12 protein-coding genes are annotated in these 14,390 nt (G+C 45.7%); 7 read left to right on the top strand and 5 right to left on the bottom strand.

What is annotated here, in order from left to right:
- Window positions 1–69 precede the first annotated feature (69 nt).
- From BUR09_RS10415 to BUR09_RS10425, 3 genes are read left to right on the top strand one after another with little or no spacing between them, the layout of a single operon-like run.
- Window positions 70–2,343 (top strand): SpoIIE family protein phosphatase, encoded by a 2,274-nt coding sequence (locus BUR09_RS10415; protein WP_175566020.1) that lies wholly within the window; start codon window positions 70–72, stop codon window positions 2,341–2,343.
- The gene (locus BUR09_RS10420) at window positions 2,336–2,776 is read left to right on the top strand and encodes an ATP-binding protein (protein ID WP_074216868.1); all 441 of its coding nucleotides are present in this window, start codon (window positions 2,336–2,338) and stop codon (window positions 2,774–2,776) included. The genes BUR09_RS10415 and BUR09_RS10420 overlap by 8 nt, the downstream gene beginning before the upstream one ends.
- 13 nt (window positions 2,777–2,789) lie before the next feature.
- Window positions 2,790–3,122 (top strand): STAS domain-containing protein, encoded by a 333-nt coding sequence (locus BUR09_RS10425; RefSeq protein ID WP_074216869.1) that lies wholly within the window; start codon window positions 2,790–2,792, stop codon window positions 3,120–3,122.
- 203 nt (window positions 3,123–3,325) lie between these two features.
- Here the strand turns inward: BUR09_RS10425 and BUR09_RS10430 are convergent, their stop codons facing one another.
- The 5 genes from BUR09_RS10430 to BUR09_RS10455 form a co-directional block, all read right to left on the bottom strand.
- Window positions 3,326–4,039 (bottom strand): molybdopterin-guanine dinucleotide biosynthesis protein MobB, encoded by a 714-nt coding sequence (locus BUR09_RS10430; protein WP_074216870.1) that lies wholly within the window; start codon window positions 4,037–4,039, stop codon window positions 3,326–3,328.
- 375 nt (window positions 4,040–4,414) lie between these two features.
- A complete protein-coding gene (locus tag BUR09_RS10435) occupies window positions 4,415–5,125 on the bottom strand; it encodes a 4Fe-4S dicluster domain-containing protein (RefSeq protein WP_074216871.1) in 711 nt (236 codons plus the stop codon).
- 3 nt (window positions 5,126–5,128) lie between these two features.
- A complete protein-coding gene (gene fdnG / locus BUR09_RS10440) occupies window positions 5,129–8,167 on the bottom strand; it encodes a formate dehydrogenase-N subunit alpha (RefSeq protein WP_084539438.1) in 3,039 nt (1,012 codons plus the stop codon).
- Window positions 8,168–8,192: 25 nt separating this feature from the next.
- Window positions 8,193–8,423 (bottom strand): hypothetical protein, encoded by a 231-nt coding sequence (locus BUR09_RS10450; protein WP_074216874.1) that lies wholly within the window; start codon window positions 8,421–8,423, stop codon window positions 8,193–8,195.
- 265 nt (window positions 8,424–8,688) lie between these two features.
- Window positions 8,689–9,564 carry a transposase gene (locus tag BUR09_RS10455; RefSeq protein ID WP_074216875.1) on the bottom strand — a complete coding sequence of 292 codons (876 nt, stop codon included), beginning with the start codon at window positions 9,562–9,564 and terminating at the stop codon, window positions 8,689–8,691.
- A gap of 237 nt (window positions 9,565–9,801) precedes the next feature.
- Here BUR09_RS10455 and BUR09_RS10460 point away from each other — a divergent pair, with 237 nt between their 5' ends.
- The 4 genes from BUR09_RS10460 to BUR09_RS10475 all read left to right on the top strand — a co-directional run bounded on the left by BUR09_RS10460 (window position 9,802) and on the right by BUR09_RS10475 (window position 14,381).
- Window positions 9,802–11,049 carry an ABC transporter substrate-binding protein gene (locus BUR09_RS10460; RefSeq protein WP_074216876.1) on the top strand — a complete coding sequence of 416 codons (1,248 nt, stop codon included), beginning with the start codon at window positions 9,802–9,804 and terminating at the stop codon, window positions 11,047–11,049.
- Window positions 11,049–13,046: an ATP-binding protein gene (locus BUR09_RS10465; protein WP_074216877.1), complete on the top strand. Its 1,998-nt coding sequence runs from the start codon at window positions 11,049–11,051 to the stop codon at window positions 13,044–13,046. The genes BUR09_RS10460 and BUR09_RS10465 overlap by 1 nt, the downstream gene beginning before the upstream one ends.
- Window positions 13,047–13,061: 15 nt before the next feature.
- Window positions 13,062–13,760 carry a response regulator gene (locus BUR09_RS10470; RefSeq protein ID WP_074216878.1) on the top strand — a complete coding sequence of 233 codons (699 nt, stop codon included), beginning with the start codon at window positions 13,062–13,064 and terminating at the stop codon, window positions 13,758–13,760.
- Window positions 13,761–13,904: 144 nt separating this feature from the next.
- Window positions 13,905–14,381 carry a glycine zipper 2TM domain-containing protein gene (locus BUR09_RS10475; protein WP_074216879.1) on the top strand — a complete coding sequence of 159 codons (477 nt, stop codon included), beginning with the start codon at window positions 13,905–13,907 and terminating at the stop codon, window positions 14,379–14,381.
- The last annotated feature ends 9 nt before the right edge of the window (window positions 14,382–14,390 follow it).

The raw sequence follows: 14,390 nt of genomic DNA on the forward strand, positions 1-14,390 counted from the left end.
GGAGTGTAAAAGGCACATCCCACGGGGATATATAAAAATATTAAGATGCAAGGTACGGTACAATGCGTAATGGAACTTAAGAGGTTGACCTTTATTCATAGATTGTCCCTACGTTGGAAATTGTTTCTCACGCTTGTACTGTTCAGCGTGCTGCCTATTTGCGGTGCAGTGCTCACTGTGCAGGAGTTACAGACAGATATTAAAGAGTATCTGTATGAGAGTACTCGTAATGACCTTGTCGAACAGGCCAGCCGCTCTATTGAAAATATCGCTGTTAATTCAGCAAAAAATTTAGAAAACAGTGAGCAGATGCGGGGGATAATTCTTGATGTTGTGGCATTCGCTGCACAGCATTTCCTCGATATGCTTCCACCTGTTGATGTGAAGCCCCTATATTCGGATGAGATTAAGCCGGATTTGCCTTATCCTGAAGATCTTGTTGTTGACCCCCTGCACGCACCAACTCGTCAGTATATGGTCAAATATGGCAGTGACATAAGCAAGTATATTTCCCTTGGTAATATTGCCTTTTTCCTGCCTCAGAATCAGTCCGAAAGAGCCGCCGCAAAGCTTGAAGCGAAAAAATTGATTCGGCTGCTTCCCTTATTTAAGGAATTAAAAAAATCATACGGCTCATTCATTTACAATCTTTACATTGGAACTAAATCCGGACTGTTAGCGTATTATCCTGCTCATGCGGGTATGCCTGAAGGATATGATCCGCGAGATCGTTTATGGTATCGGCTTGCAATGGCAGAAAAGAAGATTGTTTGGCGTGCCCCTCTTCGGGATATTTCGACAGGAAGACTGTTGTTTACGGTTTCCGCACCGTTATACAATATGAAAAAAGAAATTATTGGAGTAGTAGGGCTTGATATTCTTATGGAACAAGGGCTTTCCAGTGGGAGTATTACGGCAGCATGGTCAAATCAGACACGGCTGATCTTGGCTGAAGAGGCTGATGACAAAGTTACAGGCAGTGCCGGGCTTCGCATTATTGCAAGTGCACAGAGGAAGAGTAAGGAAGATAACGAGTATTCTTGGATTATGGGAACATCCAAAAAGCATTGGGTTGTATTTGAGGATAACGAAGTAAAGGCTAAGTTTATGAATGCAATTGCTTCCGGCACATCCGGCACGCTCTTGATGCCATGGGGGGGAGAGGATTGCCTTGTAGCGTGGGCACCATTTAAAGGTAATAATTACTTCATTACGGTGGTGCCGGAAGAAGACGTAATGCATTTGACGAACAAGGTCCTTGCCTATCTTCACTGGGCAAGCTCAGCTCAACAGCGTGTGGTTGAAATAGCTGTTGTTGTGGTCATTTTTTTAACATTTCTTTTTGCCGTGTATGCCAGTCGGGCTATTTCTAAGCCTATGAACATGATGGTGGCTTCATTTAAGGAGCTCGCACAAGGTAACTTTAGCGCGCGAGTTGATCTTAAAACCGGCGACGAACGCGATATACTTGTGGAGACCTTTAACCGGATAGGGCCGCAGTTAGAGCATCTGGTAGAGACGCAACAAGCGCTGGATGTGGCGCATGAGATTCAAGAGAACCTGCTTCCGGCCAGAGACCCGAGATTTCCGGGATGGCAGATTTCCGGTGCAATCCGTTACTGCGATCAGACGGGGGGCGATTATTATGATTACTACATGACAAATTGTGATAACCAGTCAATTCTGTCCATTGTCGTAGGGGATGTTTCAGGGCACGGAGTCGCCTCAGCTTTACTTATGACAACTGCTCGTGCGTTGTTGCGAGTCCATACTGAATGTGCACGTATCAGTGCGTCACGCAGAGTTTCTCAGGTAAACAATCTACTTACTCAGGACGTACATGGGACTGGGCGGTTTATGACGCTGTTCTATCTTGAGATGATTGGACATAGTGATCTTTTGCGATGGGTTAGAGCAGGACACGATCCAGCTATAGTTTATCTTCCGGAGCAGGATGAATTTACCGAATTGAAGGGTAAAGGCTTGCCGCTTGGGGTTATGGGAGGTGTTAACTATGAGGAAAGTGAAATAGAGCTTACACAGCAAGGTGCTATCATTTTATTAGGTACTGATGGAATATGGGAAGCTCGTAAAGGTGGGTATGGAGATTTGTATGGTAAGGAGCAGTTACGGGAGCTTATTCGTGAACATGCTTCAAAGACTGCAGAAGAAATACGTGATTGTATATTGGAAGCAGTCGAAAAATGGCAAAAGAATGTTCCTAATGTAGATGATGTGACCCTTGTTGTGCTTAAGAAGGATAAGAACGCGAATAAAGACTGTGAAAATGTGAGTATTTGTAATCTTGATTTCTTCATGGAAGAGAAGAATAACAATGAATAACACGCGTACCTGCTATAGAGTAATAATTCATTCTCGTGATGAATTTATTCAATTGGTATCTGCTATAGACAAAATGGCAGAAAAACATTCTATAGCGTCGTCTGTTGTGTTTAAGATTACTCTCGCACTTGATGAGCTGATAAGTAATATTTTTGATTATGCGTTTAATGATACTCAGAAGCCGGAAATAGATATTGTAGTGTGCATTGATCGGGGTGTGTTTTTCGCTAAGATTATTGATAGCGGTAAGGCATTTGATATTTCAAAAATACAGAAGCCGGAGCTGGATAAACCGATAGATAAAAGGCGTAAGCCTATAGGGGGAATGGGGGTCCATCTGGTGCGTAACCTTATGGATTCGTTTACCTATTATCGAGTTGATGGCAAAAATTACGTTCTTATTTGTACGAAAATAGATACTGAAACTCATTAGAAAGGAGCCTGATATGGCATTAACAACCATTGAATTACCAAATTGTACGGTTCTTGCCATGAGCAATCGTTTGGATGGTTCCCATACAAAAGAGCTTGAAACAAAAGTTGAAGAATTGATTGGTGGCGGAAATTCCCGCTTGCTATTTGACTTTGAAGAACTTGATTATATTAACAGCGCAGGGTTGCGTGTTCTTGTAATGGCGTATCAACAGCTTCATCCAGCCGGTGGAAAAGTAGCAGTATGTTGCGCACGTGATTACATTCAAGAAGTATTTGAAATTTCAGGGTATGATCAGTTGTTTGGCATGTATTCAACTCGCGATGCTGCCGTGAATGAATTTTAAAAAGGTTGCAGCATTCTATGCATTCGGACGTATCAGGCTGTATTGATAGTGCAGGACGAGTGTTGCCTATTATATGTACCATTCTGTAAAAATTCTATTGTGCTTATTACAAGTAGTATGTTCCTGCCAGAAATTTTTGGAAGGCATCTATTCTATTGCTTGTGTTTAAAAAAATCCGATCAGGGAATCCTGATCGGATTTTTTTATTTGGAAATTTTGATTTCAACGTCGCTACCCGGTGCATAGCCTTTCAAGGAACCAAGCATTCCTTCAATAGCGCCGCGGATGATATTCTCAACAAAGGGGTTCAAGCCGACAGGCGAGCCGTTGACCGTGATGGTCATTGCGGAATTATTAATGGATTTGCAGGCCTTCATGGTGGCTTTACCTGCAACAATTTTTTGAGAAATAATCTCACAGCTTTCTTCGCCGCAAGCCCCGCAGTCGAGTGCAGGAAGCATAAACGCCTTTTCTTCAATACAGTCCACAAGCTCTTCAAGCGTTGCATCGGAATAGTTTGGAAGTTCTTCTGCTTTAATTTCTCCAAATGAAGCAATGGCAAGTCCTCTATCCATTACTTTTTGTTCATCAGGACTACGAAGAAGGATGACGCGTGGCAGCCAGCTCATTGTCTTTCCGCCTTCAACAAGCAGATAGTCAGCCTGTGCTAACGGGAGTACATCCGGTAGCATTTTTTTCTCCCCCCAGTGAACAGTGCATTCGTTTCCACCAAGTCCGATAACAGTTCTGCCTTCCTTCATAAAGAGACCGGTGTCTGTATCTGGTTTGGCTAAACCGGTGTGTGTGAATTTGGCAATCGTCACGGTCTTGCCGCGTGCTTCAAGGGCATCTGCAAGTTTGCGGGTGAGGGTAGTTTTGCCTGATTTTTTGTATCCAACAATGCTGACTGCTTTCATAGCGCAAACCTCAATAGGTTGTTTAAAAAATCTATGTTCTCCTTCGGCAAAGGAAAAATCAAGTACTGTTCTTTCAAAACAGAACAGTTTTCTAGTGGAGCAATGTACGTGCGTATGCTCAAGGGAGTTTCGGTCTTTACAAAATAGCGGGCTACATTAGGTCGGTGGACTGTCGAACTAGTTTGAAAATGTAGTCTTTTCTTACTTAAAATGATTCTTTGCGGCCAAAAGGGCGGGGGCTTGTGAGGGCTGGGCAGACTCTTTGCCTGTTGGAGGATTGCCGATGGTTATGAGGTTATAAATTTAGCCAACCGCAGCAAAGAAGAGAGGCACGCAGCATCTGCTGCGTGCCTCATGTCTGAGGGGCTGAAGCTACTATGCTTTTGTTGTTCCGAGTAAGCGGGCAAACATCTGCTTACGGTTCATCATGGTTGGTGAAGCTGCTGCAATTGCCTTTTCAAAGTACTTGGTCGGGTCTTGCTGGAATAGATAGACAACGCGTACATCGTCCGGATCACCAAGAATAGCGCTGGGATAACGTTTCTTAGCAGCAGCAAGGCGTTCTTGTGCCAGAGCATCAATCTCTTCTTCTTCCCCGAAGGTCATTGCACCTGTCGGGCAGGAAAGCACGCAGGCTGGCTTCATGCCGTTCTGAATGCGGTCAATGCACATGTCACATTTGGAGAGTTGTCCGGTTGCAGGATCCTTACGTGGAATATCGTACGGACATGCTTCGCGGACACCATCTGCATCTACGTTTTTGGTGTATTCAGTAAATATGACAGCACCGGTTGCTTCATCCTGAATTACAGCGCGCTCGTCATCTAGTTCTGCCTGTCCGAGGCAAGGCGGCTCGTAACAGTGGCGGCATTGTTCCGGGAAGAACAGCCAGTCAACTTTGCCTTCATTTACCACTTCTTCAAAGCGGACGAGCCGCAATGTGTTGAAGCTTAAATCCTTAGGGTTTTGGTGGGAGCCCCAGTTGACTGTTTGTTCAGCTGGAAGCTTTTTCCATTGCTTGCACGCTACCTGACAGCCACGGCATGCTGTGCAGCGGGTAAGGTCGACAAGGAATTTTTTAGCCATGGCTTACGCTCTCTTTATCTTGCTCACGTTAACCATGAACGCCTTAGTTTCCGGAATACCGGTGTTAGGATCGCCCACAGAAGGTGTGAGGAGGTTTGCAGAATCGCCACCGTGTTTTGGTGTCACCCAGCCATAGTGCCAAGGGAGGCCGACGAGATGAACGTCTTGCCCGTGCACTTTATAAGGCTTGATGCGTTTGGTTACGATGGCAACACACTCGAGTTCGCCGCGTAGGCTGGCAACTTTAACGGTTTCGCCATTAGCGATATTTTCTTTTTTCGCCAGTTCTTCACTGATTTCACAGAACAGTTGTGGTTCTGCTTCAATCAACCACCCTTGATAACGGGTCATGAGACCAGTCTGCCAATGCTCGGTTACGCGGTAGGTAGTACCGACGTATGGGAAGTGAGGGTTGGCAACTGCTTTTTCTTCCGACTTAATCTGGAATGCAGTCGGGTTATGCAGCTGAGAAGAGAACGGGTTCTTGGCTATAGGACATTCGAGCGGTTCATAGTGCTCTGGGAATGGACCTTCTGCTCGACCTGGACCGTAAATTTGACCGAAGCCGTGCTTGCGCATGATGAAGGCATGTTTTGTGCCCGGTTTCCAGCCACCATCAGGAACGTCGCCTTGCCATTTGGTGTTGTCACCAGTCCACTCAATAACCGCTTTTTTAGGTGCGTATGGCTTACCGGTAAGATCAACAGATGCACGGTTATAGAGAATGCGGCGGTTTACAGGCCAGCACCATGCCCAGTTAGGGTACAGGCCGATATTTGCCTGTGCGCCATTTTGGGTTTTGTCACGGCGTGCAGCCATGTTGCCTTTGTCTGTATATGAGCCACAGTAGAGCCAGTTGCCTGAACAAGTGGAACCATCGTCTTTGAGGTACGCAAAGCTTGGAACCTGTTGGCCTTTTTTGAATTTTTTGCCCTTAACTTCGGTATCCTTTATGAAGTAACCGTTAATAAGTTTGGCAATGCCATGAGGGTTAAAGTGGCCGTGACTGTTCTGCCAGTCTTTTAATCCGAGGCCTACGATAGGATCAGGATATGCGCCGCCCTCTGTTTTGTAGATCTGCTGGAGTTTGTCGGTGAGTTTAAGGATGATGTCACCGTCAGGAAGTGTCTGACCATATGGCTTTGGCCCCTGATGACGCCACTGCATCCAGCGGCCGGAGTTAGTAACGGAGCCCTCTTTTTCAATAGAAACAGCACATGGCAAGAAGAATACTTCTGTCTTGATGTCCTTAGGATTCATGTTAGGACCGCGCCAGAAGGAGGCTGTTTCGTTGTCAAAGATGTTTACGTTAACAAGCCAGTCCAGCTTGGTCATTGCTTCACGGTTTTTGTTGGCGTTTGCCCCACCGCAGGCAGGGTTTTGTCCCCATGCAAAGAAACCTTCAAACTGGCCGTTGAGCATTTTTTCAAACATAGACAGCCAGTAATACTCAGTCATCGGCTTGTGCGCATCAAGCTTCGGAAGCATTTCATACCCTTTTTCAGGAGAAGCTTCCGGATACATTGCTTTCACAAAGCTGGCTACGTACTTTGGTTTGTTACCCCACCAGTTAGCTGACATAGGGTCTGCGGATTGTGGAGTACAATTCTTGTTGTAGGCTGCGAGGTCTGCCCATTTGGATTTTGGTGTGCCAAGGTAGCCCGGCAAAATGTGGACGAGCAGACAGTGGTCTGTGGAACCTTGTACGTTGGATTCTCCGCGCAGGGCGTTAACACCGCCACCTGCAACACCAATGTTACCGAGCAGAAGCTGAACAATTGCCATAGTGCGGATGTTCTGAACTCCAACTGTATGTTGCGTCCAACCCATTGCGTACATGATGGTTGCAGATTTATCCGGCGCACCGGATGCTGCATATGTTTCGTAAACCTTGAGAATATCTTCTTTAGGAGTGCCGGTAACGGTAGAAACTGTATCCACGTCGTACCGTGCGAAGTGCTTTTTAAGCAGGTTAAATACACAGCGCGGGTTCTTCAATGTATTATCTCGAACTGGAACGCCTTTTTCATCCAGTTCAAAAGCCCACTTGGACTTGTCGTAAGCACCTTTTTTAGGGTCAAAACCGGAGAACACTCCGTCATCAAAGTCAAAGTCTTTTCCGACAACGAAAGATGCGTTGGTGTAGTTTACTACGTAGTCGTGGAAGTATTTGTCGTTATCTAGAATGTATTTGACCATACCGCCAAGGAACGGAATATCAGCACCGGAACGGATAGGTGCGTAGACATCACATTTAGCGGAGGTACGGGTAAAGCGAGGGTCAACGTGGATTAGGGTTGCGCCCTTGTCTCTAGCCTTCATTACCCATTTAAAGGAAATAGGGTGGTTTTCGGCAGCGTTACTGCCCATGATTAATACACAGTCACTGTTCTTAAGGTCGATCCAGTGGTTAGTCATCGCACCGCGTCCAAACGACTCTGCCAGAGCCGCTACAGTTGCGCTGTGTCAGATACGTGCTTGGTGTTCTACGTACACCAAGCCAAGGGATCTGAGTAGTGACTGATAGGCCCAGCATTCTTCGTTATCCATGGCTGCTGAGCCTGCGGAGGCGATTGCTTCAGTGCGGTTAACTGATTCGCCTTTTTCGTTTTTAAGTTGGAAAGATTTGTCGCGGGTTTTTTTGACACGTTTAGCTATTTCGGTGAGTGCCCAGTCCCATGAGACTTGCTTCCATTCTGTGCTGTTAGGTGCACGGTATAATGGAGTTTGAGGACGGTTTGCGTTTTCTGCAAGCTGCCAGATGGAGGCACCTTTAGCGCAAAGAGCACCTTCGTTAATTGGGTGATCCGGATCACCTTCTACGTTGATAGCGCGACCCGCACCGTCTTTAGCAGTGTGCACGATAAGGCCGCAGCCTACTGCGCAGTAACAGCAGATAGAAGTTGTCTGCTTTGCCCACTTAAGCTTTTGGAGCTCAGCTTTCGCAACGGTCGGCTTTAAGGAGATGCCGAGTCCGCCAAATGCAGACGCGGTGGCAGCGCCTGCAGAAAGCTTGAGGAATTGCCTACGGGAGACTGTCATTGTTCCTCCTGATAATGAAGTGTTGTTATCTGCCTCTGATTTCTCGACCAAGCGCAATCAACAGCCTGAATCCGTATCCGTTACATATCGGCATGAAATCAGGTCGCAATGGTTGCTGGGGGGACTCTGCTTCAGCAGCAATGGGGACGAGCCTGCTGAACTCTGCACGTGCGTTAACGCAGGGCAGGGCTATTCCGAGTCCTGAAAAAGGAAGCAAATTCACTTCATTGTGTTGAGAACGAGTTCTACGTTCCATAACAAAAATCCTTTCCCAAATTGATCACTGTGTTGGAGACACGAGGTAATCGTAATGATGAGGATATGTTGCGATGAAAAAACTCATTCTACAAAAAAAAGGAACTTAGAATATCTATTGCACTCGGTAGGTGGTGTTTAGTTTTAAAATTCAATATATTAGTAGTTTTCAGAAGTTGATTGCGCATGATGTGACACTTTATATACGCACGGTTTGGCACCTGTTAGGCGTAATTATCTACCATGTGAAAGGCTGTAGTTTGTATTTACTTTTTAAATGGGTCGAAGTCAGGAACAAGGTCGCACAACTGGGACAACAACATGGAAAGTATATCTCCATCTCGGTTGTTATAGCGGAATTCAAGTTCCTTGAGATAAAGCGGGAAACGTTGAGGCGTAATGCCTTTAAAGCGTTTTAAGCGTGAGTGTGCGAATTCCCAGAAGGAACCTTCTTTGATCGGAAATTCGTGGTCGTATTTTCGTATATATTCATACGGAAGGGAGTCATCGCCGCACAGAATCAGTGCATCATACTGACGGTACTTACCTGTATATATAATGTTACCAGCACGGAAGAGGGAAAGATGGAAACTGTGGTTGAAGTGGAAGACGGTTTCCGCTTCAATACCACTGATAAGGTCAATAAAAACCCAGCCGTTGCGTTCCATAATGCCGAATACAGGAATGGCGCCTTTGGCTCGTGCTGGTGGTGCACCAGTGAGCTTTTTCCCTTTAATGTACTTACCTAGTCCTGTTTCCGGCCCGAGCAGTTGACGGGCGTCAGTTGCGTGCGCAAGCAGGGCGAAACGGATTGTGGTCACTGCCTTGTAGGCAGCGTTGTAGGAAAGGTTAACTTCCTGTGCCAGCTCGTGCACGGTATATTCCTGCAGGAACATGTGCGCCAGATGGAGCCATGTGGACGATGAAAGGCTGCCGTTGTTAATCCAACGGCCGCTGAAATCTTGAAAGGTATATTTGCAATTCGCACAACGGTATCGACCTCCCGAAAGCGTATAAAGTTTGTGTTGTCCGCATCTTGGACAAAACTGTACGCCGGAAGGCCAGCAAAAAGAAAGAAGGTATTCTAATGCGGCTTCTTCAGAATCAAGCATTGAGGTGTCGAAAACTGCTGTTTCTTGCATACAGGTTAATTACTGCTAAATTGACACTAGCGCAAGAACTACATTGTTTTTAGTTGGTTGCACAATCAAGTGTAGTTATATTTATGCGTTATAAATTTCTCAAAATACTGTATAGATCAGCATAGGATCTATGTAAGACATAGCATTTACTTACAAAGAACTTGCGAATAACTACCTGAGAGTATACATCTTTTAATAAGATAAACAGTGTTTTTTCTGCTTTTTCAGGGAGAGTGTATGCGAGGAGCATTCAAGTTTGCGGCTTGGGCAGTGCTTGTTTTTGCACTGTTAGGATGTGAGACAGAAGTAAAACAACTTGTGCAGCACACTACGGTGCCCGGTGTCTCTTCTACAGAAATCACCCTTGGTTCTTCGCTCGCTTTGGAGGGGCACGCAAGTTATCTTGGAACGCAGACCCTACGTGGGGCGTTGAGTTACCTGCGTAATGTAAATGCTCTTGGCGGGGTGCATGGTCGGCTGATTACCTTGCAGGCTATTGATGACGGATATGATCCCACCAGATGCCTTGCTAATACGCATCAGCTTATTAGCACAGGCAATGTTTTTTCTCTCTTCGGGTTCGTTGGAACCCCGACCACAGTTCGTGTCTTACCGCTTATAGAAGATGCACAAATCCCGCTTGTTGGAGCCTTTACTGGTGCCAATGCGTTACGTGTGCCTTTTAATCCTTTTGTTTTTAATATTCGGGCATCGTATTATCAGGAAACCAAAGCTGCTGTTGATCTGCTCGTTTCCCGCATGAAGCGTAAACGCATTGCAGTTTTTTATCAGTATGATGCTTATGGATTTGACGGACTTATGGGAACTGAACTTGCTTTGCGTGAAGTAGGGCTTGCACCAGTTGCTCGGGGCTCATATGTTCGGGGCGGAGTAGATATCGATGAAGCATTGCATCGTATAGTCGGCGCACAACCTGACGCAGTTGTTCTTGTCGGCACCTACGAGCCATGTGCTGAATTTATTAAGAAAGCGAACGCCCTCGGGCTTGACGCCGTTTTTTTTAATTTATCGTTCGTTGGTGCGGAAGAGCTTGCCAGACGTCTGCCGGACGACATAAAGGGAAACGTGCTTGTATCACAAGTTGTGCCCCCACCATCTGCACCTCAGGTTCATGATTTGATGGGAATTGCGGATGACTATCTACGCCATTTGAAAGAGTTTTATCCGGATGATGTTCCTAGCGCGGTTGGGCTAGAGGGCTATCTGAATGCACGGGTTCTCGTTGAAGGTCTGCGCAGAGCAGGCCGTAATTTAACCCGCGAAAGTTTTATGAAGGCTCTGGAGTCGATGAACGAGTTTCCGCTTGGCGGTTGCGCATCTGTAGCGTTTACTCCTGAAGACCATCAGGGGCTGGATATGGTGTATTTTACCGTGTTGGATGACGGCGAATTTAAATTGATTGATGATACTGACCGATTGTTGAAGCGTCGTGCTTTGGTCAAACTTGAGGAGCCTATTCAGTAATGATTCGCTCAAAATTTGCACAGCTCAGTCTGAAGAATAAATTTTTCTTTTCTATTCTGATAGTAATCCTGCTCATCAGCGGCACTATTGCTTTACTTGCTCGCTGGATTCTTATTTCCGGTCTGACTTCTGAGCTGGAGATGCGTGGCACTGCTATTGCGCATAGTGTTGCAACGCGCGGAACCGAATATATTTTAGAAAATGATACTGACCACCTGCTGAATGTTCTTTTTGATGAAAAACAACTAAACGAGCGCCGGAATCTTGTTGCGTACATTTATGTTGAAGGAAAGAACGGAAAAATACTCAGCCATACGTTTACGACACCTTTTCCGAAAAGGTTAAAGGGGGTTAACCCTGTTACCGAAAGAGTGGAGAAGAGCGTAGAGGTGGTGCCACTTGGAGAGCATGAAGCGTATGATATTGCTGTACCCATTAAAGAGGGTATTTACCAGATAGGTACGGTTCATGTGGGGTTATCTAAGGCGCATATAGATAGCCTTGTAGGTAAGTTGCGCGCAATGTTCTTGGGCTTTATCTCCGCGGTTATCATAATCACGTTTTGGGTCAGTCACAGACTGGCAAAGTATATTGCCGATCCTGTTATGACGTTGACTAAAATATCAGATGACTTGTCACGGGGGAATTTTAGTTCAGCCGATCTTGTAAATACTGAGGAGGATATCGCGTGTCCTGCCTTCCACGATACGGACCTGCCTTGCTGGCATTTTGATGAGCAACGGGCTGGTGCGAATAAAACGGGGGCGAGACCACATCGTTGTAAGAAATGCGCGTTTTATAATGAACCAAGTGATGGCGATGAAGTACAGCAGTTGACCACATCCTTCCGTAATATGGTGTGGTCTATCCGTCTGTATCGTCGCAGATTGCAGGAATCCGAAAGCACATACCGTTCTTTGTTCCGCAGTGGACCTGATCCTATTTTTGTTGTGGATGTGCATACACAGAAACTTGTGGATGCCAACCCGCGTACAGAAGAAATCTACGGGTATTCTCGCGAAGAACTGGTTGGTATGCGTTACTCAGTACTTGCTGAAGAACATGCTAAGGAGTGCTTTGAGTACTTCAGTAACGATGAGTTGTGTGCAGAGGCAATGAAGTCTGCGCGTATTGTGCATTTACGCAAAGGCAATATTCCTATGTATGTCAACCTTACGGCATGTCTAATCAGCTACCGTACTCGTCCTGCAATTATTGTTTCCACAACTGATGTTACTGATCTGGTAGAAAAAGATGCCCAACTTATTCAGGCATCTAAAATGAAGTCTCTTGGTGAGATGTCCACAGGGGTTGCACACGAGTTGAATCAGCCGTTGAACGCAATCCGCATGGGCAGTGATTTCTTAACCATGGTGCATGAACAGGATATTGAAATACCACAGGAACAATATGTTCAGGTTGTTACAGAAATCAGCACACAAGTAGACAGAGCTTCGGACATTATCAATACACTCAGGTCGTTCGGTCGTAAGGCTGACTTACTGCTTGAAGACGTAAACCTGAATGAGCCGGTAGGGTCTGTTGTGTCGTTACTCAGCAGGCAATTCCGCATTGAAGATGTTCATATTGTCACGGAACTTGATCCATCATTGCCGTACATTACTGCACAGCATAACAAGTTGCAGCAGGTACTATTGAATTTGGTTATTAATGCCCGTGACGCTATTGTAGAGAGACATGAAGAGGGGACGGAAGTCAGAGGCCGTATCCTGATTCGTACAGAATATGACGACGAAGGGGTATCTGTGTCTGTTGAAGATAACGGAACCGGTATCCCAGACCACGTGGCTGAGAAGGTATTTGAACCGTTCTTTACAACAAAAGCCACAGGGCAAGGAATGGGATTGGGCCTAGCTATTTCCTACGGCATTGTTCGCGAGTTTGGAGGAGAACTCAACATTCAAAGTGCAGTAGGTGACGGTACATGCTTTACTGTTCGTTTCCCGCGTCAAGAGGTGGCTCTTGTAGCCAATTAGGGAAAGGTAATTTGTATGAAGATATTAGTTGTTGATGACGAGCAACCTACACTAACAATGTTTGAATTGTTATTGAGTACGTTAGGGCATGAAGTGCTTTTGGCGGACTCTGGGGAACGCGGGTTTGAGGTTTTTGCAGAGCATCGCCCGCCGTTGGTGCTGACCGATATTAAAATGCCGGGTATGGATGGTATTGAGTTGCTCGGTCGTCTTAAAGAAGAAGAGCCTAATGTTGAAGTAGTGGTAATTACAGGGCACGGCGATATGGATGTTGCTATTCAAGCGCTTAACCTTGATGCTACTGACTTTATCAACAAGCCTCTTCGTCTTGAAGTGCTTGAAAAAGCTCTTGAACGTGTGCAAGAGCGTATAAAATTGAACACAGAGAAATTTGTAACGCTGTCCACACGATTTACAAATGATACAATGGTAATAACCGTTTGTGGTACCCTTGGTACTGCAGATGAAGCAGAAATAAAGCATGCATTTAAGGGCGCTGGACAGGCGCAACGGGTAGTCTTGGATTTTGCGGAAAACACTTCTATCAACGGTGCTGCAATAGCCTTGCTGACTGACTCTATTCGCTCATTCTATAACAATGGTGGTAAGGTTGTTATTTCCGGTCTGTCAGAAAACTTCCGTAATGTTTTTGAAATAATGGGTGTGACCAGATTTGCATCGTTTGTAGAGAATATACATGAGGTAGCTTTTTAGGATATTGCCCACAATACTTGATAGTTAGAGCGCGTTGATTGTTTCATATCCTTGAATTGAGAGGGGATGATGAAAAAAATCGTGTCCGGGCAGGTGACTTTTTTGTATTTTTTTACGAGGTACCTAACTATCAGGAGGTGAGACATGACCTGGTCAACAACAAAACGGTATCAACTACTTCTGGTATTGCTTGCGCTGGCTGTTCTTGCAGGTTGTACAAATAAATATAATCCTAATGTGTACAGCGGCGATCAGGCGATGCAGGCTGATAAGATCAGCTATGGAACAATTACCCGCATGCACGCGGTGACTATTAAAGACGAGAATACAGGTGTTGGCCTGGTTGGCGGCGGTATTGCCGGTGGCGTTCTTGGTAGTCAGATCGGTGGTGGTTCCGGACAAGTGGTAGGTGCTGTCGGTGGCGCACTGTTAGGCGCAGCTGCTGGTGCACTTGCTGAAGATGAATTCCAGAAAACAGACGGTGTACAGATTACTGTAAGATTAGACTCTGGAGGCTCTGTATCTATAGTACAGGCTGCTGAAGGATCAAACTTTAGCGTAGGACAACGCGTCCGTGTGATAACTTCACCGAACGGACGGGCAAGAGTCCTTCCATATTAGTTTATGAGT

This window comes from Halodesulfovibrio marinisediminis DSM 17456, from assembly GCF_900129975.1.
Lineage (GTDB): Bacteria > Desulfobacterota > Desulfovibrionia > Desulfovibrionales > Desulfovibrionaceae > Halodesulfovibrio > Halodesulfovibrio marinisediminis.

Excerpts from the sequence above, each read along its gene's own strand:
- BUR09_RS10415 (WP_175566020.1), top strand. The coding sequence starts at position 70 with ATGGAACTTAAGAGGTTGACCTTTATTCATAGATTGTCCCTACGTTGG.
- BUR09_RS10420 (WP_074216868.1), top strand. The coding sequence starts at position 2,336 with ATGAATAACACGCGTACCTGCTATAGAGTAATAATTCATTCTCGTGAT.
- BUR09_RS10425 (WP_074216869.1), top strand. The coding sequence starts at position 2,790 with ATGGCATTAACAACCATTGAATTACCAAATTGTACGGTTCTTGCCATG.
- BUR09_RS10430 (WP_074216870.1), bottom strand. The coding sequence starts at position 4,039 with ATGAAAGCAGTCAGCATTGTTGGATACAAAAAATCAGGCAAAACTACC.
- BUR09_RS10435 (WP_074216871.1), bottom strand. The coding sequence starts at position 5,125 with ATGGCTAAAAAATTCCTTGTCGACCTTACCCGCTGCACAGCATGCCGT.
- BUR09_RS10450 (WP_074216874.1), bottom strand. The coding sequence starts at position 8,423 with ATGGAACGTAGAACTCGTTCTCAACACAATGAAGTGAATTTGCTTCCT.
- BUR09_RS10455 (WP_074216875.1), bottom strand. The coding sequence starts at position 9,564 with ATGCAAGAAACAGCAGTTTTCGACACCTCAATGCTTGATTCTGAAGAA.
- BUR09_RS10460 (WP_074216876.1), top strand. The coding sequence starts at position 9,802 with ATGCGAGGAGCATTCAAGTTTGCGGCTTGGGCAGTGCTTGTTTTTGCA.
- BUR09_RS10465 (WP_074216877.1), top strand. The coding sequence starts at position 11,049 with ATGATTCGCTCAAAATTTGCACAGCTCAGTCTGAAGAATAAATTTTTC.
- BUR09_RS10470 (WP_074216878.1), top strand. The coding sequence starts at position 13,062 with ATGAAGATATTAGTTGTTGATGACGAGCAACCTACACTAACAATGTTT.
- BUR09_RS10475 (WP_074216879.1), top strand. The coding sequence starts at position 13,905 with ATGACCTGGTCAACAACAAAACGGTATCAACTACTTCTGGTATTGCTT.